The sequence below is a fragment of the Isoptericola sp. NPDC058082 genome (assembly GCF_042885055.1).
Taxonomy (GTDB): Bacteria; Actinomycetota; Actinomycetes; order Actinomycetales; family Cellulomonadaceae; genus Isoptericola.
Genome location: NZ_JBHVSQ010000022.1, coordinates 29,051 through 53,895 on the forward strand (window position 1 = coordinate 29,051; position 24,845 = coordinate 53,895).

General features: G+C 75.8%; 24 protein-coding genes. 13 read left to right on the top strand and 11 right to left on the bottom strand.

The window, feature by feature from the left end:
* The first annotated feature begins 92 nt into the window (after positions 1-92).
* On the top strand, positions 93-1,154 hold the full coding sequence (locus ACFVS0_RS20020; RefSeq protein WP_430564792.1) for a zinc-binding dehydrogenase: 1,062 nt from the start codon (positions 93-95) through the stop codon (positions 1,152-1,154).
* A 19-nt stretch (positions 1,155-1,173) separates the two neighbouring features.
* Here ACFVS0_RS20020 and ACFVS0_RS20025 read toward each other — a convergent pair whose 3' ends face one another.
* Entirely contained in the window at positions 1,174-2,808 is a 1,635-nt protein-coding gene (locus ACFVS0_RS20025) for a hypothetical protein (protein ID WP_430588942.1), read from the bottom strand.
* A 119-nt stretch (positions 2,809-2,927) separates the two neighbouring features.
* Positions 2,928-4,343 (bottom strand): NlpC/P60 family protein, encoded by a 1,416-nt coding sequence (locus ACFVS0_RS20030; protein WP_430588943.1) that lies wholly within the window; start codon positions 4,341-4,343, stop codon positions 2,928-2,930.
* Between the two features lie 323 nt (positions 4,344-4,666).
* Between ACFVS0_RS20030 and ACFVS0_RS20035 the strand changes: the two genes are divergently transcribed.
* The 4 genes from ACFVS0_RS20035 to ACFVS0_RS20050 all read left to right on the top strand — a co-directional run bounded on the left by ACFVS0_RS20035 (position 4,667) and on the right by ACFVS0_RS20050 (position 8,833).
* Entirely contained in the window at positions 4,667-6,121 is a 1,455-nt protein-coding gene (locus ACFVS0_RS20035) for a bifunctional o-acetylhomoserine/o-acetylserine sulfhydrylase (protein WP_430588957.1), read from the top strand.
* A 101-nt stretch (positions 6,122-6,222) separates the two neighbouring features.
* The gene (locus ACFVS0_RS20040) at positions 6,223-7,422 is read left to right on the top strand and encodes a homoserine O-acetyltransferase (protein WP_430564814.1); all 1,200 of its coding nucleotides are present in this window, start codon (positions 6,223-6,225) and stop codon (positions 7,420-7,422) included.
* Positions 7,423-7,455: 33 nt separating this feature from the next.
* Positions 7,456-8,298: an aldo/keto reductase gene (locus ACFVS0_RS20045; RefSeq protein WP_430588944.1), complete on the top strand. Its 843-nt coding sequence runs from the start codon at positions 7,456-7,458 to the stop codon at positions 8,296-8,298.
* Positions 8,299-8,404: 106 nt separating this feature from the next.
* On the top strand, positions 8,405-8,833 hold the full coding sequence (locus tag ACFVS0_RS20050) for a VOC family protein (protein WP_430588945.1): 429 nt from the start codon (positions 8,405-8,407) through the stop codon (positions 8,831-8,833).
* A gap of 25 nt (positions 8,834-8,858) precedes the next feature.
* On the opposite strand, the gene ACFVS0_RS20055 is transcribed toward ACFVS0_RS20050, so the two are convergent.
* Complete coding sequence (locus tag ACFVS0_RS20055; protein WP_430588946.1) at positions 8,859-9,812, bottom strand: hypothetical protein; 954 nt, start codon at positions 9,810-9,812, stop codon at positions 8,859-8,861.
* A gap of 77 nt (positions 9,813-9,889) precedes the next feature.
* Here ACFVS0_RS20055 and ACFVS0_RS20060 point away from each other — a divergent pair, with 77 nt between their 5' ends.
* The gene (locus ACFVS0_RS20060; protein WP_430548574.1) at positions 9,890-10,849 is read left to right on the top strand and encodes a zinc-binding dehydrogenase; all 960 of its coding nucleotides are present in this window, start codon (positions 9,890-9,892) and stop codon (positions 10,847-10,849) included.
* A gap of 31 nt (positions 10,850-10,880) precedes the next feature.
* On the opposite strand, the gene ACFVS0_RS20065 is transcribed toward ACFVS0_RS20060, so the two are convergent.
* Together ACFVS0_RS20065 and ACFVS0_RS20070 are read right to left on the bottom strand one after the other, a co-directional pair.
* Positions 10,881-12,539: a hypothetical protein gene (locus ACFVS0_RS20065; protein ID WP_430588947.1), complete on the bottom strand. Its 1,659-nt coding sequence runs from the start codon at positions 12,537-12,539 to the stop codon at positions 10,881-10,883.
* Between the two features lie 250 nt (positions 12,540-12,789).
* Positions 12,790-13,107, bottom strand: a complete 318-nt coding sequence (locus ACFVS0_RS20070) for an MTH1187 family thiamine-binding protein (RefSeq protein ID WP_430548572.1) — start codon at positions 13,105-13,107, stop codon at positions 12,790-12,792.
* A gap of 51 nt (positions 13,108-13,158) precedes the next feature.
* Between ACFVS0_RS20070 and cofD the strand changes: the two genes are divergently transcribed.
* A complete protein-coding gene (gene cofD, locus ACFVS0_RS20075; protein ID WP_430548571.1) occupies positions 13,159-14,109 on the top strand; it encodes a 2-phospho-L-lactate transferase in 951 nt (316 codons plus the stop codon).
* The gene (gene cofC / locus ACFVS0_RS20080; RefSeq protein ID WP_430588948.1) at positions 14,106-14,813 is read left to right on the top strand and encodes a 2-phospho-L-lactate guanylyltransferase; all 708 of its coding nucleotides are present in this window, start codon (positions 14,106-14,108) and stop codon (positions 14,811-14,813) included. The genes cofD and cofC overlap by 4 nt, the downstream gene beginning before the upstream one ends.
* Positions 14,814-14,853: 40 nt before the next feature.
* On the opposite strand, the gene ACFVS0_RS20085 is transcribed toward cofC, so the two are convergent.
* Together ACFVS0_RS20085 and ACFVS0_RS20090 are read right to left on the bottom strand one after the other, a co-directional pair.
* Positions 14,854-15,201 carry a MerR family transcriptional regulator gene (locus ACFVS0_RS20085; RefSeq protein WP_430588949.1) on the bottom strand — a complete coding sequence of 116 codons (348 nt, stop codon included), beginning with the start codon at positions 15,199-15,201 and terminating at the stop codon, positions 14,854-14,856.
* A 48-nt stretch (positions 15,202-15,249) separates the two neighbouring features.
* A complete protein-coding gene (locus tag ACFVS0_RS20090; protein WP_430588950.1) occupies positions 15,250-15,984 on the bottom strand; it encodes an SDR family oxidoreductase in 735 nt (244 codons plus the stop codon).
* 191 nt (positions 15,985-16,175) lie between these two features.
* Between ACFVS0_RS20090 and ACFVS0_RS20095 the strand changes: the two genes are divergently transcribed.
* The 3 genes from ACFVS0_RS20095 to ACFVS0_RS20105 all read left to right on the top strand — a co-directional run bounded on the left by ACFVS0_RS20095 (position 16,176) and on the right by ACFVS0_RS20105 (position 17,551).
* Positions 16,176-16,472 carry a hypothetical protein gene (locus tag ACFVS0_RS20095; RefSeq protein WP_430588951.1) on the top strand — a complete coding sequence of 99 codons (297 nt, stop codon included), beginning with the start codon at positions 16,176-16,178 and terminating at the stop codon, positions 16,470-16,472.
* A gap of 212 nt (positions 16,473-16,684) precedes the next feature.
* Complete coding sequence (locus ACFVS0_RS20100) at positions 16,685-17,125, top strand: hypothetical protein (RefSeq protein ID WP_430564806.1); 441 nt, start codon at positions 16,685-16,687, stop codon at positions 17,123-17,125.
* A gap of 84 nt (positions 17,126-17,209) precedes the next feature.
* Entirely contained in the window at positions 17,210-17,551 is a 342-nt protein-coding gene (locus ACFVS0_RS20105; protein ID WP_430548565.1) for a cupin domain-containing protein, read from the top strand.
* Positions 17,552-17,570: 19 nt separating this feature from the next.
* Here ACFVS0_RS20105 and ACFVS0_RS20110 read toward each other — a convergent pair whose 3' ends face one another.
* Positions 17,571-18,551, bottom strand: a complete 981-nt coding sequence (locus tag ACFVS0_RS20110; RefSeq protein WP_430564807.1) for an aldo/keto reductase — start codon at positions 18,549-18,551, stop codon at positions 17,571-17,573.
* 103 nt (positions 18,552-18,654) lie between these two features.
* On the opposite strand from ACFVS0_RS20110, the gene ACFVS0_RS20115 reads away from it, so the two are divergent.
* The gene (locus tag ACFVS0_RS20115; RefSeq protein ID WP_430588952.1) at positions 18,655-20,100 is read left to right on the top strand and encodes a PLP-dependent aminotransferase family protein; all 1,446 of its coding nucleotides are present in this window, start codon (positions 18,655-18,657) and stop codon (positions 20,098-20,100) included.
* Between the two features lie 7 nt (positions 20,101-20,107).
* Here the strand turns inward: ACFVS0_RS20115 and ACFVS0_RS20120 are convergent, their stop codons facing one another.
* The 3 genes from ACFVS0_RS20120 to ACFVS0_RS20130 are packed head-to-tail and all read right to left on the bottom strand — an operon-like array spanning position 20,108 to position 24,017.
* On the bottom strand, positions 20,108-20,725 hold the full coding sequence (locus tag ACFVS0_RS20120) for a nitroreductase family protein (RefSeq protein WP_430588953.1): 618 nt from the start codon (positions 20,723-20,725) through the stop codon (positions 20,108-20,110).
* Between the two features lie 56 nt (positions 20,726-20,781).
* Complete coding sequence (locus tag ACFVS0_RS20125) at positions 20,782-22,962, bottom strand: YhgE/Pip family protein (protein ID WP_430588954.1); 2,181 nt, start codon at positions 22,960-22,962, stop codon at positions 20,782-20,784.
* The gene (locus ACFVS0_RS20130; RefSeq protein ID WP_430588955.1) at positions 22,959-24,017 is read right to left on the bottom strand and encodes a hypothetical protein; all 1,059 of its coding nucleotides are present in this window, start codon (positions 24,015-24,017) and stop codon (positions 22,959-22,961) included. Before ACFVS0_RS20130 ends, ACFVS0_RS20125 begins: the two co-directional genes overlap by 4 nt.
* A gap of 94 nt (positions 24,018-24,111) precedes the next feature.
* On the opposite strand from ACFVS0_RS20130, the gene ACFVS0_RS20135 reads away from it, so the two are divergent.
* Positions 24,112-24,756 carry a TetR family transcriptional regulator gene (locus ACFVS0_RS20135; RefSeq protein WP_430564812.1) on the top strand — a complete coding sequence of 215 codons (645 nt, stop codon included), beginning with the start codon at positions 24,112-24,114 and terminating at the stop codon, positions 24,754-24,756.
* The last annotated feature ends 89 nt before the right edge of the window (positions 24,757-24,845 follow it).

Below are 24,845 nucleotides of genomic sequence, written 5' to 3' on the forward strand. Positions count from 1 at the left end.
ACATCCCCCCGCAATAGCCCCCCCCCCCTCTTTTTTTTTCCCCCTTCTTTCGTCGTCCCCCGGACCGCGCGGGGGACGTCTACCGTGAACCCATGCGTGCAGCCGTCATCCACGGGCCCCGCGACGTCCGCGTCGAGGACCGCCCGGACCCGAAGATCCTCACTCCCGGCGACGCGGTGGTCCGCGTCGTCGCCGCCTGCGTGTGCGGCTCCGACCTGTGGCCCTACCGCGGCGTCACGACCGTGAAGAGGCCGCGACCCATCGGTCACGAGCTGGTGGGCGTGGTCGAGGAGCTGGGCTCCGACGTCACGTCGGCGCAGGTCGGCGACTTCGTGGTCCTGCCGTTCACCATGAGCTGCGGCGAGTGCCAGTCCTGCCGGGCCGGCTACCCCGCGGCCTGCGACGTCGTCACCGGGTTCGGCTCCACCGATCGCTGGGGGAACCCGGTCGACGGCGCCCAGGGCGAGCGCGTGCGCATCCCGCTCGCGCAGCACTCCCTGTTCCCCGTGGGGCGGCCGGAGGCCGAGCTCGAGGCCGCGGGTCTCGTGCCGCACCTGCTCACCCTCGCCGACGTGATGTCGACCGGGTACCACGCGGCGTTCTCCGCGGGCGTCTCCGCGGGCGACACCGTCGTCGTGGTCGGCGACGGCGCCGTCGGGCTCTCCGGCGTGATCGGCGCCCGCCTCCTGGGGGCGGAGCGCGTGATCGCGATGAGCCGCCACGACGACCGGGCGGCCCTCGCCCGCGAGTTCGGCGCCACGGACGTCGTCGCCGAGCGCGGCGAGGAGGGCCTCGCCGCCGTGCGCGACCTGCTCGGCGGGGACCTCGCCGACGCCGCGCTCGAGTGCGTCGGCACCAAGCAGTCGATGGACACCGCGCTCGACGTCGTGCGCGGCGGCGGCCGGGTCGGCTTCGTCGGCGTCCCCAACGGCGGCCCGGAGCTGAGCGTGCGGCGCCTGTTCGACCGCAACGTCACCATCGGCGGCGGCATGGCGTCCGCCCGCCGCTACATGGAGACGCTGCTCCCCGAGGTCCTGTCCGGCGCGATCGTGCCCGGCAAGGTCTTCGACCTGGAGCTGCCGCTCGCCGACGTCGCCGAGGCGTACGCCGCGATGGACGAGCGCCGCGCCACCAAGGTGCTGGTCCGGCCGTAGCCCGCCGCGCCGTCGAGGGTCAACGCCAGACGGTCGTCACCGTCCGCGACGCCCCCGCCACGAGGTCGGGGTCGCGGGAGGTGTACGTGACCCGCACGTACATCTTTCCCCGCTCGGGGCCGTGGAACCGGACCAGCGCCGCGGAGGGCACCTTGGTCCGCTTCACGCCGTGGTGCGAGGAGCGCAGCGGCCCGCTGCCCGGGATCCAGCACTCCGACCACGGCCGTCCGGGCTGGCGGGTCTGCAGGCACAGGGCCCCGGTCTCCGCGAGGCCCGCGACGGAGACGCGAACCGTCGCGTGCACGGCCCCGCCGAGCGGCCGACCCGCGCGGAACCGCGTCCGGTCCATCGTCAGGCGGACGGTCGCGGGCGCCTTCCGGACCTGCTGGGTCCACGACCGCTTCGACGGGGCGTCGGTGGCGACGGCCGGCACGAACGTCGCGGTGAGGCTCCGACGCCCCGGCTCCACCCTCGTCGCCCCGACGGCGAGGGTGCCCCGGCCGTCGACGACGCGCGCGGACGCGACCTTGGTCCTGCCCGCCCACAGCTCGACCCGGCCGTCCGGGTCGGCGCCGGCGGCCGCGACGCGCACCGTCACCTTCCGGGACTTCGCGTAGGTCCAGGAGTCGCCCGTCGACGTGGTGACCTGTGTCGCCCGGCGGGGCAGGACGGTCACGGAGCGGGTGTGCACGGACCCGGCGAAGCTGAACGGCGCCTGGTCGTCGCTCTGCGTGTAGCGCACGGTGAGCGTGCGCGTCCCCGTCGGGATCCTGTCCACGGCCACCTTCACCGCCGCGCGGCCGTCCGTGAGCGTCGCGCGCGCGACCTGCACGGCCGTGCCGCTCCGGGTGTACTCCACCGCCACCGTGCCCTGCGGCTTCCCTCCGTCGGGGGAGCTCACGCGGACAGGGACGGTCACCACCGCACCCTGTCGCACCGTGCCCGGCAGCGTGGCCTCGAGGGTCGTGGTCCTGGTGCGGACGTCCACAGGGAGCGCCCAGGTCGAGAGCAGCCTGCCGGTGTCGGACCGCTGATAGAGCCAGATCATCGAGCCTGGCTGCACCGCCCTCCCGCCGAGCGGGAGGTCGGCCGCCCCGTCCACGATCGGGGCGCTCTCCAGGCCGCCGAACGTCTCGATCGTCCCGGACCAGGCATCGGACGGCCCCGGCAGCGCGACGTGAAGCGTCGTGCGGTCGCCGTAGAACCACGAGGCCGGCGTCAGCATCGTGCCGGGGTCGAGCACCTCGACCTCGACCGAGGCGGAGGAGAAGCAGCTGCAGGAACCTGGCTCCCCGTAGTCGGGGGCGTCGTAGTCCATGTGCCGCACCTCGACGACGTGGCGCCCCGGCGGCACGAGGCCCGACACGAAGTAGAGCGTCCCCGTGCCTGTCGGCGGCCGGACGGTGGGGGCCTGGAACCGCCCGTCGACGAACACCGCCAGCGGAGCGTTCTCCAGGGGGACGCCGTCGTGGGTCACCGTCGCCTCGAGCGGCACCCGTTGGCCCTGCCACCACTGCGCGCTCGCGACGGTGACCGTCATCTCGCTGCCCCCGGGGTCGGCGGTCGCGGGCGGCACAAGACCCCCTGCGACCAGGCCGAACGCCGCCAGCACCGTCATGAGGACCGACCCGGCCCGGCCGCGCTTCCCGCTCACGCACGCTCCCGCTCTCTGAGGACTGGCTGGACGATAGCGGCGGTCGTCCTGGGGGAAACGGGTGACAGCGGGTGAAATCTGCGGAGCGACGGTCACGCCGGAGCGCCGTGACCGCGGTGCTACGGGCGGCCGGCGTACGGCATGACCTCGTCCCAGCGGACGGGGGTCTCCCGGACGTCGATGCCGGGGCGCGGGGCCTCGACCATCATCCCGCCGCCGGCGTAGATCGCCACGTGCCGGATGGTCGACGGGTCGGACGTGTCGTTGGCGTAGAAGATGAGGTCGCCCGGGCGCATGCGGTCGTAGGAGACCTTGCCGACGGTGAGGTACTGCGACCGCGACGTGCGCGTGATCCACACGCCCGCGGCGTTCCACGCCCCCGAGGTCAGCCCCGAGCAGTCGTAGCCCGGGTCGCCGTCGCCGCCCCACTGGTACGGCGTCCCGATCTTCGAGCGTGCCCACGCGAGCGCCTCGCGGCCCTGCGCGGCGCTGCCCTGGCCGACGCCGCTGACCGGCGGCGGGTCGGGCTTCGGGTCGGGCCGCGGCGCCGGGTCCGGGGCGGGCTCGCGGGTGCGCGTCGGCTGCGGGGCGGGCTCGGCCTGCCGCTCGTCGTCGGCCCGCGCACCGTCGTCCGTGCCGCCCGACCGCGGTCGCTCGGGCTCCGGGTCGGCCTGCGCGCCGGGGGCGTCCGCCCGGTCCGCGGTCGTCTCGGACGTGCCCGACGAACCGCCCGAGGACGCGGCGTCCTCGGCCCGTTCCCGCGCGGCGGCCTCGCTCGCGGCGGCGGCCCGCTCCTGCCGGTCGGCCTCGCGCTGCCGCTCGAGCTCGACACTGGTGCTGCGCAGGTCGGCGAGGCGCGCGAACAGGCGGTCGCGCTCGTCCTCGGCGGCGGCGGTGCGGGCGGTGAGGTCGGCGGCCGTGCGCCGCGCAGTGGCGAAGGCCGCCTCGGCCGCGGCGCTCGCGTCCTGCTGCGCGGCGCGGGCGGCCTGCCAGCGGGCGTCCGCGTTGCGCGCGGCGGACCGCACGTCCGCCTGCAGAGCCAGCGCGCCCGCGACCTTCCGGTCCACCGCGCGCTGCGCGGCCTCGCCCGACACCACGTCGCCGACGTCGCGCGCCCCGGCGACGACGTCGAGCGGCCCCAGGCCGTTCTCGTTCGCGCGCGCCGTGGTGCGGTACGCCTCGGCGAGCGTGCCCCGGGCGGCGTCCTCGGCCCGCTGGGCGCGGTTCGCCCGCTCGCGCGCCTGGGCGGTCTCGCGCTTCGCGTCGGCGAGCGCCTCGCGGGCCTCCGCGTAGTCCTCGGCGGCGGTCTGGACGGCGGCCTCGGCACGCCCGAGCTCGGCCCGGATCGCGTCCAGCCGCGACTGCGCCCCGGCGACGTCGAGCGCGGCGGCGTCCGCCGCGGCGTGCGCGGCCGCGACGTCGTCGTCGGACGGCGGCTCCGCCCACGCGACGCCCCCGGTGACGACGGGCGCTCCGCCGAGAAGCGCGACGGCGACCCACGACGTGACCCTGGCGGCACGACGGGTGCGCGGCATGTCCTGCACCTCCCTCGGGACGCGCTGACCGGCAGATGTTCTCCGGGCAACCTCGCCCAGACTCGCCCCGGGCGACCGGGACCGCCACCCGAGAGGAGGGTCGCGACGCGTCTGGCAAGCCGACACGCCGTCCATATTCTGGTCCCGAATAGCGAGACACGGGTGTCGCGCGCTACGCCGCCGGGCTACGGTCGTCCGCATGACCCGCCGAATGTGCCGCTGACCACCGCGCACGTTCGCCTGCCTGCGGCCGCTCGTCGACCCAGCCATCCGCTCCGCGTGCGCAGCCGACCGCCGCGGCCCGCCCCAGACGCGCAGGCCTCCTGGTTCCCGCCGCGGCCCGATCACCGCCGACCGAGCCCGAACAGCGCCCGACCCGAGCCACCCAGGAGCACGTCATGACCTCCAGCTGGACCTTCGAGACCCGCCAGATCCACGCCGGCCAGACCCCCGACCCCGTCACCGGGGCCCGCGCGCTGCCGATCTACCAGACCACGTCGTTCAAGTTCCCCAGCGCCGACGTCGCCGCCGACCGCTTCGCGCTCGCCGACCTCGGCCCCATCTACACCCGCATCGGCAACCCCACGCAGGAGGCCGTCGAGGCGCGCGTCGCCGACCTCGAGGGCGGCGTCGGCGCGCTGCTCGTCGCGTCCGGGCAGGCCGCCGAGACGCTCGCGATCCTCAACGTCGCGCAGGCCGGCGACCACCTCGTCGCCAGCCCGAGCCTGTACGGCGGCACCTACAACCTGCTGCGCCACACGCTGCCGAAGCTGGGCATCGAGACCACGTTCGTCGACGACCCGCACGACCCCGAGTCGTGGCGCGCGGCGGCCCGGCCGACCACCAAGGCGTTCTTCGCCGAGACGATCCCCAACCCCCGGGCGGACGTGCTGGACATCGCCGCCGTCTCGACCGTCGCCCACGAGGTGGGCGTGCCGCTCATCGTGGACAACACGATCGCCACCCCGTACCTGGTGCGCCCGATCGAGCACGGCGCCGACGTCGTCGTGCACTCGGCCACGAAGTACCTCGGCGGCCACGGCGCGGCCATCGGCGGCGTCATCGTCGACGGCGGCACCTTCGACTACGCCGCGCAGCCCGAGCGCTTCCCCGGCTTCAACCAGCCCGACGAGAGCTACCACGGCCTCGTCTACGCCCGCGACCTCGGCGTGGGATCCGCGCTCGGCGCCAACCTCGCCTTCGTGCTCAAGGCGCGCGTCCAGCTGCTGCGCGACCTCGGCCCCGCCGTGGCCCCGTTCAACGCCTTCCTGCTCGCCCAGGGCCTCGAGACCCTGTCGCTGCGGGTGGAGCGGCACGTGTCCAACGCGCAGCACGTGGCCGAGTGGCTCGAGGAGCGCGCCGACGTGCGCCTCGTGCACTACGCCGGGCTGCCGTCGTCGCCGTGGCACGACAACGCGCGGCGGTACGCCCCGAAGGGCGCCGGCGCGGTCGTGGCGTTCGAGCTCGACGTCGCCGACCCGGAGCTGGCCAACGCCGCCGGCCGCGCCTTCGTCTCGGCGCTGCAGCTGCACTCGCACGTGGCGAACATCGGCGACGTGCGCTCGCTGGTCATCCACCCCGCGTCGACCACCCACTCGCAGCTCACCCCGGAGGCGCAGGCGCAGTCCGGCGTGACGCCGGCCCTGGTGCGGCTCGCCGTCGGCCTCGAGGGGGTCCAGGACATCCTCGCCGACCTCGAGCTCGGCTTCGCCGCGGCGGCGGACGTCGTCACGGGCGCGACCGACGGCGCGACGTCCGACGACGAGGCCGCCGCGTGACGGCGGTGCCCGGCCCGTCGGCGCGGTGCGGCGGCGGCGTCGCCGCCACCGTGCCGTCGGTGGGCGGGCGCCGCTCCGGCACCGCTCCGACCGTCCGCCCGATGACGTCCCGCCCGGCGACCGACTCGCGGGCGCAGGTCAAGCCGCCGGTGCCCGCCACCGGCGCGTGGCGCGAGGGCGACCCGGTGGCGGGGAGGAAGTTCGCCGACGTCGGGGCGGTCGAGCTCGAGGCGGGCGGCGTGCTGCCCGACGTGCGGGTGGCGTACGAGACGTGGGGCGAGCTGGACGCCGACGGCTCCAACGCCGTCCTCGTGCTGCACGCGCTCACCGGCGACGCGCACGTCACCGGCGGCGCCGGACCCGGCCAGCCCACCGCCGGCTGGTGGGCCGACATGATCGGCCCCGGTGCGCCCATCGACACCGACCGCTGGTTCGTCGTCGCGCCCAACGTGCTGGGCGGCTGCCAGGGCACCACCGGCCCGGCGTCCACGGCCCCCGACGGCCGGCCGTGGGGCGGGCGCTTCCCCCGCATCACGACGCGCGACCAGGTCGCCGCGGAGATCGAGCTGGCCCGCCAGCTCGGCGTCGAGCGCTGGTCGCTGGTCGTCGGGGCGTCGATGGGCGGGCTGCGGGTGCTGGAGTGGGCGCTGCTCGGCCCCGAGGCCGGGATCGCGGTGGAGGGCGTCGCCGCCATCGCGACGACGGCGCAGACGTCGGGCGACCAGATCGCGTGGGCGCACCCGCAGCTCGGCGCGATCCGGGCCGACCCCCGCTGGCGTGGCGGCGACTACTACGACGCCGCCGACGGGGACGGGCCGGACACCGGGCTCGCCATCGCCCGGCAGATCGCGCACACCACCTACCGCACGGCGGCCGAGCTCGACGTGCGGTTCGGGCGGCTGCCGCAGGGCGGAGAGGACCCGCTCGAGGACGGGCGCTACGCCGTGCAGTCGTACCTCGACCACCACGGCGACAAGCTCGCGCGCCGGTTCGACGCCAACTCCTACCTGGTGCTCACCGAGTCGATGCTGAGCCACGACCTGGGGCGCGACCGCGGCGGCGTCGAGTCGGCGCTGTCGCAGATCACGTCGCGAGCGCTGGTCGTGGCGGTGGACTCGGACCGCCTGTTCCCGCCGGAGCAGGCGAGCCGCATCGCGGCGTGGCTGCCCGGGGCGGAGCCGCTGAGGATCGTCACGTCCGACTTCGGGCACGACGGCTTCCTCATCGAGTTCGACCAGCTCGGGCCCATCGTCGCCGACTTCCTGGCCGGCGCGAACATCGACGAGAGCGAGGCCGGCTGACCGGCGGCGCCCGGGGCGCGGCATGATCGAGGCATGAGCGACACCGTCACCCTGCCCGACGGACGCACCGTGCCGGCGCTGGGCCAGGGCACCTGGTACCTCGGCGAGACGCCGTCCCGCCGTGCCGACGAGCTGGCCGCGCTGCGCACCGGCCTCGACCTGGGGCTCACCCTGATCGACACCGCCGAGATGTACGGCGAGGGGGCGGCCGAGGAGCTGGTGGGCGAGGCCGTCGCCGGGCGTCGCGACGACGTCGTGCTGGTCAGCAAGGTCTATCCGTGGAACGCGGACGCGCGCGGCGCCGTGGAGGCGTGCCGGGCCAGCCTGCGGCGGCTCGGCACCGACCGGCTCGACCTCTACCTGCTGCACTGGCGCGGCGGGGTACCCCTGGCCGAGACGGCGGCCGCGCTCGATGCGCTGGTCCGGGCGGGCGACGTGCTCGGCTGGGGCGTCAGCAACCTCGACGTCGACGACCTGCGCGAGCTCGACGGCGTCGCCGGCGGGCTGAGCAGCACGTGCCAGACCGACCAGGTGCTCTACAACCTCTCCCGTCGCGGGCCGGAGCACGACCTGCTCCCGTTCCTCCGGGAGCGCGGCGTGGTGACCATGGCCTACTCGCCGGTGGAGCAGGGGCGCATCCTCGGGAACCCCGCGCTGCGGAAGGTCGCCCGGCGGCACGGCGCCACCCCGGCGCAGGTCGCGCTCGCGTGGGTGCTGGCGGGCGAGGGCGTCGTCGCGATCCCGCGGTCCGGGTCCGCCGCGCACGTGCGCGAGAACGCCGCGGCGCGCGACCTGCGCCTGGGCGCCGAGGACCTCGCCGAGCTCGACGCCGCCTTCCCGCCCCCGGACGGGCCCGTGCCGTTGGACATGCTCTGAGGGACCGGACGCCGGTGGCCGCGCGTGCGTCGGCGGCCGCGCCTAGCGTGGACGTGGCCGCCGACCCGCGCGGCCAGCCACACCGCAGCGCTGCTGGAGGCGCCCCATGGTCCGGCTCAACCCGTATCTCAGCTTCAGGAACCAGGCCGCCGAGGCCTTGGAGTTCTACCGGTCCGTGCTCGGCGGCGAGCTCGACGTCAGCCGGTTCGGCGACATGCCGGCGGACTCCGGCATGCCGATCGAGGACGCCGACAAGGACCTCGTGATGCACGGCCAGCTCGAGACGCCGTCCGGCCTCACCCTCATGGCCGCCGACACCGGCTCGATGATGCCGTACGTGGCGCCCACCAGCGGCGTCACGGTCGCGCTGACCGGCGGGCCGGAGGACTACGACTACGTCGCGAGCTCGTACGCGAAGCTGGCCGAGGGCGGCACCGACGCGATGCCGTTCGACAAGGCGCCGTGGGGCGACTTCTACGGCCAGGTGACCGACCGGTACGGCATCACCTGGATGTTCGACGTCGGCACCCCCTGACGACGCGGCCCGGCGGCCTCTCCGGTCATCCGACGAGCAGGCTCTCCCGCCGGGCGGCGAGCGCCGCGAGCTCGGCGTCGGCCGCGGCGCCCCGCTCGGCGAGACGCTGCCGCACCCCGTGGACGGCCCGGCCCGCGCCCGCGACGCGGTCGCGGGCCTCGGCGATCCGGTTCCGCACCGACCAGTCGGTGAAGATGTTGTCGAACCAGACGTCGAGCGTGCGGGTGAGGCCGTCGACGCCGACCCCGCCGACGCCCTGCTCGCCGAGGTCGCCCAGCTCGACGGTGAGGTGGCGCAGCGCCGCGTCCGCCTCGCGCAGCAGGCCCGCGGCGCGGTCCATCTTGTCGTGCTTGACCATGCTCGCGAGCATGCCGCCGTCGAAGAACGTGTCGTAGGTGGACCAGCCGTCGGCGTCGCGCAGCTCGTCCGCCGCCGCGGCCAGCGCCCGCGCGGCCCTCTCGGCGGCCACCTGGGCCTGACGGATCTCGAGCTGCTGGGCGCGCCATCCGCCCACCTGCTCGGCCACCGCGGCCAGCTCGGCCGCTCCCGGGCCGCCGGCACCGCGCACCCACGCCTCCTTCGCCGCGAGCGCGGCGTGCCACCGGGCCTGCACGTCGCCGAGGGCGGCCAGACCGGCGTCGACGACGCGCACCTCGCGCTCCGCGGCGTCCCGCCGTGCCTGCGCCGTCGCGGCGACGTACTCGGCCGCCTGCTGGTCGGCACGCTCGGCGTCGAGCCGTCGCGCGCGGTCGCCACGCAGCGCCGCCCACACGCGCACGAGGCTCAGGGACTCCAGCCGCGCGACGTCGGCCGCCTCGTCGGCGAGCGAGGCCCGCGCCTCCGCCAGGGCCCCCTCCGACACGGCGAGCTCCCGGCCCGCGACCTGGCGACGCGCCGACTGCTGCGCGTGCTCGACGACGGCGGCGCGCGCCGCGGCCAGCTCTTCCTCGACCCCACCGGTGGGCCCATCGATCGGCATGGCGGACAACCTAGGGCATCGCCCGTTCCGGCCTCCAGGTCCGCCCACCACCGGCGACCACCAGTAGGTTGGTGCGTATGCTCGCCGCCACCGTCGCCCGGTTCTCGCCCGACTCCCCCCTCGACGGCCTGGAGGTGGGCGAGCGGCCCGAACCCGAGCCGCGGGAGAACTGGACCACGGTGCGTGTGCGTGCCGCCACGCTCAACCACCACGACCTGTGGTCCCTGCGCGGGGTGGGCCTGCGGGCCGAGCAGCTCCCGATGATCCTCGGCACCGACGCCGCGGGCACCGCCGCGGACGGCTCGCCGGTGCTCCTGCACGGCGTGATCGGCGCCGACGGGCACGGCGTCGGGCCGACCGAGCGCCGCACGCTGCTGTCGGAGCACTACCCCGGCACGCTGGCGGAGTACGTCGCGGTGCCGATCCACAACCTGGTGCCCCTCCCCGACGACCTGTCGTTCGAGGACGCCGCGTGCCTCCCCACGGCCTGGCTCACCGCCTACCGGATGCTGTTCGGCGCGGCCGGCCTCGCCCCCGGCGACCGGGTGCTGGTGCAGGGCGCGGGCGGCGGCGTCGCCTCCGCGGCGATCGTGCTCGGCGCCGCGGCCGGCCTGGAGGTGACGGTGACCTCGCGCTCCGCGGAGCGTCGGGAGCGCGCCCTGGAGCTGGGCGCCGCGCACGCCGTCGAGTCGGGCGCCCGCGTGCCGGCCCGCGTCGACGCGGTGATCGAGTCCGTCGGCCAGGCCACCTGGGCGCACTCCGTGCGCTCCGTGCGGCCGGGCGGCACGATCGTCGTCTGCGGCGCGACGTCCGGCGACGCCCCGCCCGCCGAGCTCACCCGCGTCTTCTTCAACGAGATCCGCGTGCAGGGCGTGACGATGGGCTCCCGGGACGACCTGGCCGCCCTCGTGCGGTTCGTCGCCCGCACCGGCGTGCGGCCCGTCATCGACTCCGTCGTGCCGCTCGCGCGCGTCGGCGAGGGCCTGGCCCGCCTCGCGGCCGGCGAGCAGACGGGCAAGATCGTCGTCCTGCCCTGACCCCCCGCGGTGCGGTGAGCCGCCTCCGGGCTCAGGCGAAACGGTGCCGGAAGGCGTCCAGGAGCGTCGGGCCCTCGGCGCCGAGGCGCCACACGCTCCACCCGTCGGCGGTGGGCGAGCCCGAGGCCGCGGACGCCGCGTGGTCCGGGTGCCAGTAGCGGGAACCGTCGGCGAGCTGGATGGCGCCGTCCCGGTGCAGCACGGCCTCGAAGTACTGCCGGCGGCGCGGACGCGACCACACGATCGTCGTCGGGTGCACCAGCGTGCCGGCCAGCGCGACGAGGTCGTGGTCCACCTCGTCGTCGCCCGCGGCGGGCGGCGGCGCCCACGGCCCGGGCGCCGCGAGCGGCTCCGGCGGGGGCGGGACGGGCGACGTCAGCGGGTCGTAGCCGTGGTCGTGCGGCGCGGGCGTCCAGCCCGGCTCCAACGGGTCGGACGGCGGCGTGCGCAGGCGCGGCGGCTCGAGCGGCGGCACCTGCAGGCGGGGGAGGTCGTCCTCGACGCCGGACCAGCGCGGCTCCGGCACCGGCAGGTCGAACGCGGGTGCCGCCACCTCCGCGAACGCCTGACCGAAGTCCCGGCGCCCGAGGTCCTCACGACCGAGGTCCTCACGACCGAAGCCCTGACGGCCGAAGTCCTGACCGCCGAAGTCCTCACGACCGAGGCCCTGACCGCCGAGGTCCTGACCGCCGAAGTCCTGGCGCCCGTAGTCCGACACCGACCCGTCGAGCTCCGGTCGCGACGTGAAGCGGTCCGAGCGCGAGCGGCGACGCGGGGCGCCGCCGGGGAGCGGCGGCCGCTCGCGGGTGATGTCGAGGTCGTCGTCGAGGCCGGGTCCGCGGCCCGGCGCAGGCACCGGGCCCGGCGGCGGGGGGACGGGGGCGTGCGGGGCCGGCGCGGGGGCCGCCGGCACGGGCAGCGGGCCTCGCGGGAGGGCCGCCTCGGACGGGCCCTCCTCGGCCGACCGCGGGCGCGCGGCCCGGCGGCGGGTCCGCGACGGCGGGGCCGACTCCACCTTGTCCCGGGGTGCCTGGACCGTGGCGGGCATCTTCCCGCCCAGCGCGAGCCCGACGGCCACCCCCTCGGCGAAGGTCTCGGGGTCGACGCGGGCGGACGCCTCGTCCGTCCGCGCGGAGGCGTCGTCGTCGGGCGTGGCGACGGTGTCCCTCGACGCCGCCGGGGCGGCGGGCGCGGACAGGCTCGGGGCCGACGGCGCGGACGCGGGGTGGATCACCAGCGGCGACACGTCCACGAAGCGGCGCCCGTCCGCGCTGTGCACCACGCCCATCTTCAGCACCTCGACGGGCATCGTGGGCTGGCGCAGGAAGTCGACGGCGTTGAGGATCTCCTCGCTCGCCTCCTGACAGATGACGATGAGCCGGGCGCTGCTGCGCCCCGGCTGCGAGCGGGTGATGGGCACGCTGTCGTAGAACGCCGCCACGTCCCGGTGGAACGCCGCCGGCCCGCCGTGGTACCGCTCGGCCAGGGCGCCGCGCGTCAGCCGGCCGGCGGCTCCGGCGTGGTCGAGCGCGCGGGTGAGGGCGGTGCGGTCGAGGTCGGCGACGAGCTCGACGACGACGGGCGAGCCGGTCGCGTCGAGGGCGAGCAGGTGCGGCTCGTCCGGGCCCACGCCCGGGCTCACCGGGAAGATCTGCTCGCCGAGCAGACCGTCGATGTGACTGTCCACCACCCGGTGGGCGGTGGTCCCGACGCCCTGGGAGCTTGCCGCGGGCGACCGGTCGGACTGGACGAGGAGGGGCCTCTGGGCATCGACCTCGAACAGGGGCATTGCACACCACTCCTGGATCGGAACCGACCCCGGCGGCCGGATCCCGGGGCAAGCCTAAGGCCCCCGCGACGTGGCGTGTACCACAGCGGGCTCTCAGGCGCGCGTCGGCGCGCCAGGTCGCCCGTGGCGAGGCCGGTCGGCGGTCGGCGGGCTAGGCGTGACCTGCGCCGCCGTCGTCGGCGAGCCGCTCCTCGACCCGGGCGACCTTCGCGTCCAGCTGCCCGGTGTACCCGGGCCGGATGTCCGCCTTGAGCACCAGCGACACCCGATGCCCGCCCGCCCCGACGGCCTCCGTGGCGCGCTGGATCACCGGCATCACCTCGTCCCAGTCCCCCTCGATCTCGGTGAACATCGCGGTCGTCCGGGTGGGGAGCCCGGACTCACGGACGATGCGGACGGCGGCGGCGACGGCGTCCGCCACGGACTCGCCCGCGCCGAGCGGGGCGACGGAGAAAGCGAAGACGGCCATGCCCCCATCCTGCACGTCCACGACCGTCGGCGAGGACCGTAGGCTCGTCGGGTGAGCACACGCGTCACCCTTCTCGCCGGCGGGGTCGGCGGCGCCCGCCTGGCGCACGGCCTCGCCCTGGCCCTGCCCGACGACGGCGCCCCGACGCCGGACGGCGGCCTGACCGTCGTCGTGAACGTCGGCGACGACACCGAGCGGCACGGGCTGCTCGTCTCCCCCGACCTCGACACGGTCATGTACACGCTCGCCGGCCTCAACGACGAGACCCGCGGCTGGGGGCTGACCGACGAGACGTACACGACGCTCGACCAGCTCGCCCGGCTCGGCGAGGACACGTGGTTCACGCTGGGCGACCGTGACCTCGCGACGCACGTCGTGCGCACGGCCGCGCTGCGCGAGGGGCGGCCGCTGCACGCGGTGACGGCGCGGCTCGCTGCGGCGCTGGGCGTGCGGGCGCGGCTGCTGCCGGTGACCGACGACCGGCTGCGCACCCTCGTGGACACGCCGTCCGGGCGGGTCGCGTTCCAGGAGTACTTCGTGCGCCGGCAGCACGCCGACGCGGTGCTGGGCATCGAGCTCGACGGCGTCACCGCCGCGCGGCCCGCGCCCGGCGTGCTCGACGCGGTCGCGGGTGCGGACCTGCTCGTCGTCGCGCCGTCCAACCCGTTCCTGTCGGTGGAGCCGGTGCTGGCCGTGCCCGGGGTGCGCGACGCCGTCCTGGCCTCGCCCGCGCGCCGCGTGGCCGTGAGCCCGATCGTCGGCGGGCAGGCGATCAAGGGCCCCGCCGCGCAGATCCTGGAGACGCTGGGGCACGAGGTGTCCGCGCTGGGCGTGGCCCGGCTGTACGCCGACCTGGTGGACGTCATGGTCGTGGACGACGCCGACGCCGACCTCGCCGGCCCGATCCGCGAGCTGGGGGTCGAGGTGCTCGTCACCGACACGATCATGGGCGGCGCCGCCGGCCGCGAGCGCCTCGCCCGCGACCTGCTCGCCCTCGGATGAGCGCACCGGACGGCGCCGGCCCCGTCCGCACGATCGCGCCGGTGCCGCTGCGCGACGGCGTCTCGGGCAAGTCACGGCTGGCGTCCTCGCTCGACCCGGCCGCGCGACGCCGGCTCGTCGCGGCGCTGGCCCGGCACGTCGTCGCCGTCCTGCTGGCGGCGGACGGCGTCGACGGCGTGCTCGTCGTCACCGCCGACGTGCCGTTCGTCGTCGAGACCCTGGACCGGCTCCTCCACGGCGGCGGCCCGGCCGTCGAGGTGGTCCCGCAGCCGCCGGACCGGCCGGGCCTGAACGCGGCTCTCGACGTCGGGCGGGAGGCGGCGCTCGAGCGCCGCGCGGACCGGCTGCTCGTCGCGCACGCCGACCTGCCGCTGCTCACGACCGACGACGTCGCGGCCCTGCTCGCCGCGGGCGCGCCGGCTCCCGACGACGCACGGCGTGGTGACGCCGCCGTCGTCGCCACCGACCGGCACCTGGCGGGGACCAACCTGCTGGTGCTGCCCGCGGCGGCACCGTTCCGGTTCCGGTTCGGCGAGGCGTCGCGGGCGGCGCACGTCGCCGAGGCGGGGCGCGCGGGGCTGCGGCCGGTCGTCGTGCGCCGCCCGGGCACCGCCGTCGACCTCGACACGATCGACGACTGGGGCGAGCTGCCCCGCGCCGTCCGCGACCGGCTGCGGCACGGGCTCGACCTGCCCCTCCCCTGACGCCCTCCCTGGCGTCCTCCCTGGCGTCCTCCCGGAGGGCTCAGGGGTGCGTGTCGGTCGCGGCGATCACGGTGTCGAGGCGGGCGATCGCCGCGGTCAGGTCGTCCAGCCGCTCCCGGAGGCGCTCGCGCTGCTCCCGCAGCATCGCGCGCTGCTCGTGGTCGGTGTGCCCCGAGTCGACGCACGGCAGCAGCTGGGCGATGTTGCCGCTGGTCAGGCCCGCGGCGTAGAGCTGCTGGAAGAACCGGACCCGGTCGACGGCCGTCTCGTCGAAGAGCCGGTGCCCCGCGGAGGTCCGCACGGTCGCCAGCAGCCCCTGCTCCTCGTAGTAGCGCAGGGCGCGCACGCTCACGCCGGCACGTTCCGCCACCTCACCGATTCTCAGCACACCGGCGCCAACGACGTGACCCGTGCGCGGATTCCGGCCGACCGCCGATCAGCGGGGACCTGCCGGCGCCGTGGCCGCCTGCGGGTACAGCGCCTCGGCCGGCTCCCCGAGCCGGGACCTCCACTCGCGGGTCATCTCGTCACCGAGCACCTCGAAGGCACCCGCCTCGAAGCCGTCGAGCGCCTGGCGCACGATGTCGCGCGGCTCGGCGAGCGCCCAGTCGTCCTGCTCCCTGGCCCAGTCCGACATGTCCGTGTCCACGAGGGCCATGGCCAGCCCGGTGACCTGCGTGCCCTGGCCGGCCAGCTCGAGCCGCACACCGTTGGTCAGCTGCCACGCGGCGGCCTTCGCCGCCCCGTAGGTGTCGGCGAACCCGAACGCCCGGAACGAGCTCTGGGACAGCACGTCGAGGATCCCGCCGCCACCGTTCCTGCCGAGGATCGGCGCGAACGCGCGCACCATCCGCAGCGTGCCCCAGTAGTTGACCTCCATCTCCCGGCGGGCGCCCTCGAGGTCCCCGCCGACGAACGGGGTCAGCGCCGCCACGCCCGCATTGTTGACAAGGACCGTGACGTCCTGCGCCAGGGCGGCGGCCGCGGCCACCGAGTCGTCGTCCGTCACGTCCAGTCGGAGCGGCGTCGCGCCCGGGACGTCGACGGACGCGGGGTTCCTGGCCGCGGCGTAGACCTTCGCCGCTCCGCGCCGCAGCAGCTCTGTCACGAAGTGCCGGCCGATCCCCCGGTTGGCCCCGGTGACCAGGGCGGTCTGATTCTTGATCTCCATGCGCCGGACGCTAGGACCTGACGTCAGTGTCAGGGTCAAGGGCGTCGACCGCACCGTGCGCGTGCCCGGTCGTGTGGCGGGCGCCGACGGTCAGTCCGAGGCCGGCGGGGGTTGTGCCGGTTCGGTGTGCGACGCGAGTTTCACCCTTCGGCATCGGGTGCACCGGCGGTGCCGGGAGCCATGATCTGCGCATGAGGCTCCAGGGAGACGTCGTCCGCGACACCGGCCTTGAGCGCGAGGAGGCCACCCTCGTCGTCATGGCGGCTCTGGGGGTCATGACCGCGTCGGTGAGCGTGGCGGTCCTCGGCCCCTGGGCACCGATCGTGGGCGCGGTCGTGCTCGCGCTCGCACGCCTCGGAGCCGGGCGTCCCACCGCCGCGGAGGGCTCGAGGATGGTGCGAGCCGCTCTCACCGGAGCGCTCGTCGGATGGGCAGCGATGGCTGCCTTCATGGGTGCTGCGCTGATGGTCCCGACAGACGTCGACTGAAGCCACCGCGCGCCGGCGGACCTCGATACCGGGCTGTCGGGGGCAGCCGTTGGCGGGTTGCTGACCCCGCTCAGGAGGTCGCGGTGGCGCATGGCGTGCCGGCACCCGAGCCGCCGCTGTGCGGCCCGGGATCCGTACCCGAGAAGTCGTGCTGAGCGTGAGCGTGCGCGGCCTCCGGTCCGCGGGCTCTGCCGGTGGCAGGATGACCGCGTATGAGGCGCTGGAGCTCACTGGCCACGGTCGCGATCGGTGCAGTCGTCCTGGCCGCGACGGCCGGTTGCGCGGGTGCCGATCCCGCGGCGTCGGCCTCCTGCGCTCCACCCGAGCTGTCGTGGTCCCAGCAGGCGGCCGCTCCGGGCGAGGTGGTGACGCTCCAGGGCACAGCTATGGTGGTCGGCTGCGACGACACCGGCTCCGGGGAGCCGACGCAGCCGATGCGCATCACGGCGGCACAGGTGTTCGTCGACGGCGAGGCACTCCCTGCGCCGGAGGTTGCCGACGAGGTGGTCGCCACGGACTCCGGCGACCTCCAGATGCAGGTCGCGGTGCCCGACGACGTCCCTGACGGCGCCGTGGTGACCGTCGAGATCACCGGGAGCGAAGGCGCCGTCGTCCGCTCCGACGAGCTCGCCGTCGCCGGCGACGACGCGTAGGCGTGCACCCGACCTGCGGGCAGCCCTGATCGCGGGGTGGTGGGACCCCCGCTCAGTTCCGCGCCCGGGCGCGGTCCATCCGGCATGAGCACCGAGTCGAGCATCGAGCTGATCGAGCAGTCCACGCTGCCGGGCACCGACTTCGAGGGTTACCTGCACGGGTCCACCGTGTCGGTGATGTTCGAGCGGTTCGACCGCGACGGCGTCGGCCCGCGCCTGCACCGCCACCCGTACACGGAGACGTTCATCCTGCGCTCCGGGCGGGCGCTGTTCCGGGTGGGGGACGACGAGGTGGTCGCCGTGGGCGGCCAGATCCTCGTCGCCCCCGCCGGGACGCCGCACAAGTTCACGGTGATCGGCCCCGAGGTGTACGAGGCCCTGCACGTGCACGCCAACGACCGGTTCGTCACCGAGTGGCTGGAGTGACCGGGCAGGGCCACGCCGGTCACACCGCGTCGAGACGGGCGCGCACGTCGTCGTCGAGGTCGAGCTCGGCCGCGCCGAGCAGCTCGTCGAGCTGCGCGACGCTGCTCGCGCCGACGACCGGCACGACGGGCACGTCCCCGCCCAGGAGCCAGGCGAGCACCACCTGGTTCGGGGTGGCGCCGATCTCGTCCGCGACCTCGCGCAGCACCCGCAGCCGCTCGTGCGTGGTCGGGTGGTCGAAGCCGTCCCACAGGGGCTTGTCGTCGCGCACCAGCGCGCCCTGCATCAGCGGCGAGTACGCGACGACCGCCAGCGGGTGCTCGGTCGCCGACGCCGCGCCCGCGTAGTCCAGCAGCTCGTACGACGCCCAGTTGTGCCGGCCGACGTCGGGCCGCGGGTACGGGTAGGTGAGCTGCTGCTGCACCAGACCGTAGGGCGCGACGCCCTGGCGACCGGCCTCCTCGCGCGCCTCGACGACACGGTGCAGCGCGACGTTGGAGATGCCGGCGATCCCGACGAGCCCCTCCGCCTGGAGCTTGCCGAACGCGCCCACCGTCTCCGCGAGCGGGGTGTCGTAGTCGTCGACGTGCCCGTAGTACGCGTCGATGTGGTCGACGCCGAGGTGCCGCAGGCTCTCGCGGGCCTCCCAGGCGATCGTCTCGGCGCCCAGCCCCTGGAAGTTGGTCGGCGGGACGTTCTGCAGCGGCAGGTTCGGGTCCTTCTTCGCGGCGCCGACCTTGGTGGCGATCCGCAGTTCGCCGCGGTTCCCCCGGGCGGCGAGCCAGCGGCCGAGGACGTCCTCGCTGTCGCGGCCGTGCCCTCCGCCCCAGCCGTTGTAGTTGTTGGCGGTGTCGAGGAAGGTGCCGCCGGCCTCCACATAGCGGTCGAGGATCGCGAAGGACGTCTCCTCGTCCGTCCGGGTGCCGAACCACATGGTGCCGAGGCACAGCGTGCTGACCTCGAAGGACGTGGTGCCGTCGCCGATCGTGCGGTAGCGCATGGGTGCTCCTGTCAGGGTGTGGGTCGTGGGGGCCGGCGGACCGTCCGCCGGCCGACACCCACGACGCTACGAACGAATCGGCACGGGTGTACCGTCCAATTCCATGGCAATGGCCCAGACCAATCCTGTGCTCGCGTGGGACACCGTGCTCGACCTCGGGGACGACGACGCCCCGCTGGTCGCGCGCCTCGAGCGCGCCGTGCGGGACGCCGTGCACGCGGGCCGGGTCCCGGGCGGGGCGGCGCTGCCGCCGTCGCGCGCCCTGGCGGAGACCCTGGGCGTGTCGCGGTGGGTCGTGACGGAGGTGTACGGCCAGCTCGTCGCGGAGGGGTTCTGCGAGGCCCGCGTCGGGTCGGCCACGCGGATCGCGGCCGGGGCGGCCGCGCACGCCACGCCGAAGCACGCGACGGCGCACCCGACGTCGACCGACGCCGCCCCCGTGCGCCGTGCCCGCCTGGACCTCGCGCCCGGCGTCCCGGACCTGCGGCACGTGCCCCGGGCGGCCTGGCTGCGGGCGCTGCGCGACGCCCTGGCCGACACCCCCGACGCCGACCTCGGCGCCCCGCACCCCGCCGGCCACCCGGCCACCCGTGGCGCCGTCGTCGAGTACCTGGCGCGGGCCCGCTCCACCTGCGCCGGACCCGACGACGTCCTGGTGACGCACGGCGCCACCGACGGCATGACCCGCCTCGCCCGCGCGCTGCGCGCCGCCGGGCACCGCGCCGTCCTGGTCGAGGACCCGAGCTGGGGCCGGCTGCGCGACGTCGCGCGCGGCGCCGGCCTGGTCCCCGTGCCGGTACCCGTCGACGACCGCGGGGTGGACGTCGACGCGCTCGCCGCGGCCGCCGCGCGGACCGGCGCCCGCGCCGCGCTGGTCGCGCCGGCGCACCAGTTCCCCACCGGGGTGGCCCTCGCGCCCGAACGTCGCGACGCGCTCGTGTCGTGGGCGCGCGCCGTCGACGGCCTGGTGGTCGAGGACGACTACGACGCCGAGTTCCGCTACGACCGCCGGCCCGTCGCCGCGCTGCAGGGCCACGACCCGGGGCGCGTCGCACTGCTCGGGTCGCTCAGCAAGACGGTCTCCCCGGCGTTCGGCCTGGGCTGGCTGGTGCTGCCGCCACGCTGGCGGGAGCGGCTGGGCGGCGACGCGGGCGGCCCCGCACCGTCGACCCTCGACCAGCTCGCGCTCGCCCGGTTCCTCACGGACGGCGGCTACGAGCGGCACCTGCGGGCCGCGCGCGGCCGGTTCCGTCGCCGCCGGGCGGCCCTGCTCGCCGCGCTCGACGCCGCGCTGCCCGGCCTGCCCGTGAGCGGCCTCGCGGCGGGCCTGCACGTCGTGCTCGGGCTGCCCGACGGCGTCCCCGCCGCCGCGGTCGTCCGCGCCGCCGCCGCGCGCGACGTCGGCGTCACCGACCTGCGCCGCTACCGCGTCTCGGCCGCGGACCCCGGCGCCGAGGCGCTCGTCGTCGGGTACGGCAACCTCGCCGACGCGCGGGTCGGCGAGGCGGTGGCCGGCCTCGCGGCGGCGATCCGCTCCGCGGCGGGCTGACGGGCCGTCACCACCGCCCGCGGTGCACGACGTCCTCCAGCGGCTTGCGGCGCCGGCGCGTCGGGGAGCCCTTGGCGGTCGCGCCCGCACCCGGGTCGGCCGGGTGGCCCACCGCGACGACGCCGGTCTGGACCCACGCGTCGGGGATGCCGAACGCCTCGCGGAACGCCGGCATCTCGCCCGCGCCGACGCCGAAGAAGCAGGCCCCGAGGCCCTCGTCGACCGCCGTCTGGAGCATGAGCAGCGACGCCATGCCCGCGTCGACGTGCCAGTACGGCACCGGCCAGCGCGCGTCGTCGCGGTCGGTCCAGCCCTTGTCCGCCTCGGCGTACCGGCCGAGGTACGCATCCTTCGAGCACAGCGCGACGACGAGCACCGGGGCGGTGCGCATGCCCGCGAGCCAGGTGGACATGTCGCGCTCGGAGTCCGCCGGGGTGGCCGCCGTCCAGAACCGCTCGCGGTCCTCCGGCTCCGTCAGGACGATGAACGACCAGCCCTGCGAGAACCCCGCGCTGGGGGCGCGCACGGCGTTGCGCACCAGCCGGTCCACCGTCTCGGACGGCACGGGCTCGTCCGTGAACCGCCGCACCATCCGCCGTCTGCGCACCACGTCCTGGAACTCCACGGGCCCATCCTCCCCCGTGCCGAACGGGCCGCCTGTTCGGCGGGCCTGCGGGGAGGTCAGAGGACGAGCTCGGGCTGCAGCTTGGTCACGGTCCACACGCGCTGCCTGCGGGCGGCGAGGGTCGTGAGGGCCAGCGCGACGACGAGCACGCCGAGGAGCACCATGACGTCGCGCGTGACGGTGGCGAGGTTGCCGCCGTAGAGCAGCTGGCGCAGGCCCTCGACGGCGTAGGTCATCGGCATGAACTGGTGCATCGCCTTGAGCGGCTGCGGGATGGTCTGCCAGGGGAACGTGCCGCCCGCGGTGACGAGCTGCACCAGCATCAGCACCAGCCCCAGGAACTGGCCCGCCGCGCCCAGCCAGACGTTCAGTGCCTGGAGGATCGCGACGAACGTGCCCGACACCAGCACGAGGAACAGCGCCGTGAACAGCCCGTAGGAGGGTTGGATGTCCAGCGCGAACTTCGTCACCGCGAACATCGCCGCCACCTGCACGACGCCGATCGCGGCGGGCGTCGCCCAGCCGCCCAGCGCCGTCGCGAGCCCCGACCTGCCCGCGGCGAGCGCCCGCGTGGACAGCGGCCGCACCAGCAGGAACAGCACGTACGCGCCGATCCACGTGGCCAGCGACAGGAAGAACGGTGCGAGCCCGGCGCCGTAGGTGCCCGCCGACGACAGGGCGTCGTTGCGCACCTCCAGGGGGTTGCCGATGGTCGACGCCGTGTCGTCGCGCGTCTGGTCGTCCAGGTCGGGGATCTGGCCGAGGCCCTCGGCGAGCCCGTCGCGCAGCTCGGCGATGCCGCTCTTCAGCTCCCCGGAGCCGTCCGCGAGCTTCGTGGTGCCGGAGGCGAGCTCCGCGGCGCCATCGGAGACCTGGCCCGTGCCGTCCGCGAGCCGGTGCACGCCGTCGACGAGCGCGGGCGTGGCGGCGGCGAGCTGCCCGGTGCCGTCGGCGAGCCGGTCCGCGCCGTCCGCCGCCGACGCGATGCCGGCGGTGAGCTGCGGCGTCGCGCCCGCGAGCGTGGCGGCGCCGTCGGCCACCTGCCGGGAGCCGTCGGCGAGCTGGTCGAGCTTCTCCGACGCGCCCTCGACCGTCGTCACCGCCGACCGGACGTCCTTGCGCTGGGCGTCGAGGGCGCCGTCGACGTCGGAGCGCGTGGCGTCGAGGCGGTCGAGCGCCTGGGTGCGCAGGTCGGCGCACTGCGCCGCGAGATCGCCGGCGTCGTCCGGCACCTGGGCGCAGAGGTCGGAGAGCTGCTGGTCCAGGTCCGCCCGGCCCTGGTCGAGGGCGTCCGCCGCGTCGGAGCGCGCGCCGTCGAGGGTCGGCAGCACCTGCCCCGCCGCGTCGGCGGCCTCCTGCCCGTACTGCGCCACCTGCGCGTTGCCGTCGGCGACCTGCGCCGCGCCGTCGGCGAGCTTCTTCGTCTGGGCGGGCAGGTCCGCCGTCTTGTCCTGCAGCGTCCCGAGGCCGGACGCGAGCTGCCCCGCGCCGTCGTCGAGCCGGCCCACCGCCGACGCCAGGGTGCCGACCTTGCCGTCCAGGGTGGCGGCACCGTCGGCCGCCTGCGCCGCGCCGTCGGCGAGGGTGTGCGCGCCGTCGTCCGCGTCCGCGAGCCCGTCGTCCAGCGTCGTCGCACCGGTGAGCAGCTTCTTCGCGCCGTCCACCGCGTCGGCGAGGTTCGTGTGGATCGACGCGAATCCGCGCAGGAACGTGTCCGCGGCCTCCGTGCCGACCTCCTCCGCGATGGAGTCGCGCACCTTGCCCACGATCGTGTCCGAGATGGTGCCCGCGAGGTAGTTGTTCGCGTCGTTCGTGATGAGCGTGAGGCTCGCCTGCTGCGGCTCGAACTCCCCCGCCGACGCCAGGTCCGCGGAGAACGTCGGGCCGATGATCAGCGCGGCGTCGTAGCGACCGGAGCGCACGCCCGCCTCGGCGTCCGCCTGGGACGTCTCGACCCAGCCGAACCCGCCGTCCTCCAGCAGCTGGTCCGCCACGTCGCGGCCGAAGTCGCGCTCGGTCGTCTCGCCCGTCTCCGCGTCGGTCGTCGTGGTGCCCTCGTCCTGCACGACGACGGCGGCCGGCACGTTGTCGAGCTGCCCGTACGGGTCGTGGTTGGCGAACAGGTACAGGCCCGCGTACAGCGTGGGGATCAGCGCCATCGCGAGGATGGCGAGCTTCGGCAGGCGCCCGGCGGCGAGCCGCCGGAGCTCTGAGAGAGCGAGCCGGACCGCGGTCATCGGGCCTCCTCCTGCGCGTCGTCGGCCGGCGTCGCGGCCAGGGTGTCGTGGATCGGGGTGTCGTGGATCGGGGTGTCGTGGATCGGGGTGTCGTGGATCGGGGTGTCGTGGATCGGGGTGTCCCCGGGGGGCGCACCGTCGAGCGGGTCGTCGAGCTCCTCCTCGGCGCGGGCGTCGGGATCGGGGGACGGCTCCAGCTCGTCCTCGACCTCGGCCTCGGCGGCGGGCTCGGGCTCCGTGGCGGGCTCAGGCTCGACGGCGGGCTCAGGCTCGACGGCGGGCTCAGGCTCGACGGCGGGCTCAGGCTCGACGGCGGGCTCAGGCTCGACGGCGGGCTCGGCGTCCGGTCCGGCCACCGGGAGGACGGCGGTCGCGGCGGGCTCCTCGACGGGCGCGCCCGGCACCTCGCGCAGCACGACCCGCGGCGGCTCGTGCAGCGTGGCGCCGCGCGCGGGCGGCAGGTCGACGCCCAGGTCGCGGGCGGACGACCGCGTGCACTGCACGAGCACGCCGAGCCCGGACGCGGCGAGCGTGCGCGCCGTCTCCCACCAGCCGGACGGCTCGCCGCCGTGCCGGTCGGGCAGCGTCAGCACGACGAACCTGACGTCGGGGTTCTCGGTGGCGAGCGCCGCGAGCACGGCGGTGCGCACGACGCCGGGCAGCTGGTCCACCCGGCGCCCGCGGTCCTCCGTGAGGGCGCGCTCCTCGAGCCACCGCGACACGTCCCGCGGCAGCGACCGGCGTCCGGCGAGGGCCAGGCCCTCGGCCACGACGTCGGCGAGGGACAGCGCGTCGTCGGGCTCGCTGATGCCGGGCACGTCGACGACGGCGGTGCGGGCACGCAGCGCGGACGGCGACGCGGCGGCGCCGTCGAGGCGCACGGCGCCGGACGACGGCACGAACCTCCCGGTCGCGACGAGCGCGAGGGCGGTGTGCCCGTGGCCGGGCTCGCCCGCGACGAGCAGGCACTCCCCCGTCGACCAGGCGAGGTCCATGGCCTCCAGCATCGGGTCCCGACGCCCCTCGACCCGTACCCCGCTCAGCGTGATCTGCACCCTGCTCCCCGTCCCCCGACACACTGTTGACTTGCGATCAACAACTCTACGACCGGTGTTGACTGGCGGTCAATAACGTCGTACAACTGTGGCCATGACCTCTTCCGCCCCGCGCCCCCGCACGCGCCACGAGCCGTCGGACCGGCGCCGCCAGCTCCTCGAGGCGGCCGTCGCCGAGGCGGAGGCGGCGGGGCTGGACGTGCTGACGCCCGCGACCGCCGCCGCCCGCGCAGGGGCGTCCAAGGCGCTCGTCTTCCACTACTTCGGGTCCACGACGGCGTTGCGCCGCACGGTCGCGCTCGAGGCGGTGTCCGACCTGGAGCAGACGCTGCTGGCACCCGACGATCGTCCCCTCGCCGACCGTCCGGCGCACGCGATGACGCTGTTCCTGGGCTCGGTCACCGCGCACCGGCGCGTCTGGGAGGACATCTGGCGGGGCGCGCTCGCCGGCGACGACGCCACCGAGGACGCGCTGCAGCGCGTACGCACCGCGCTCGTCGAGCGCATGACGACCACGGCCGGCGTCATCGGATTCACGCCCAGCAACCGGCTCCAGCTCCTGGCCCGCGGCTGGGTGGCCCTGGTCGAGAACGTCACCGCCGCGTGGCTGGGCGGCAGCGGCATCGCGCGCGACGAGCTCGAGCGGCTGCTGCTCGAGTCGCTCGTCGTCCTCGTGCCGGAGCTCCCCGAGCCCGCGCGCGCCGGCGTCCTCGCGATCGTCCGCCGCTCCGCGAGGTAGTCCCGAATCTGCCGAGGTAGTTCGAGAGCGCGTGGGGGGGCCGCAAGACCCCACAAAGGTCGAAACCACCCTGCAGAATCCGGAACACC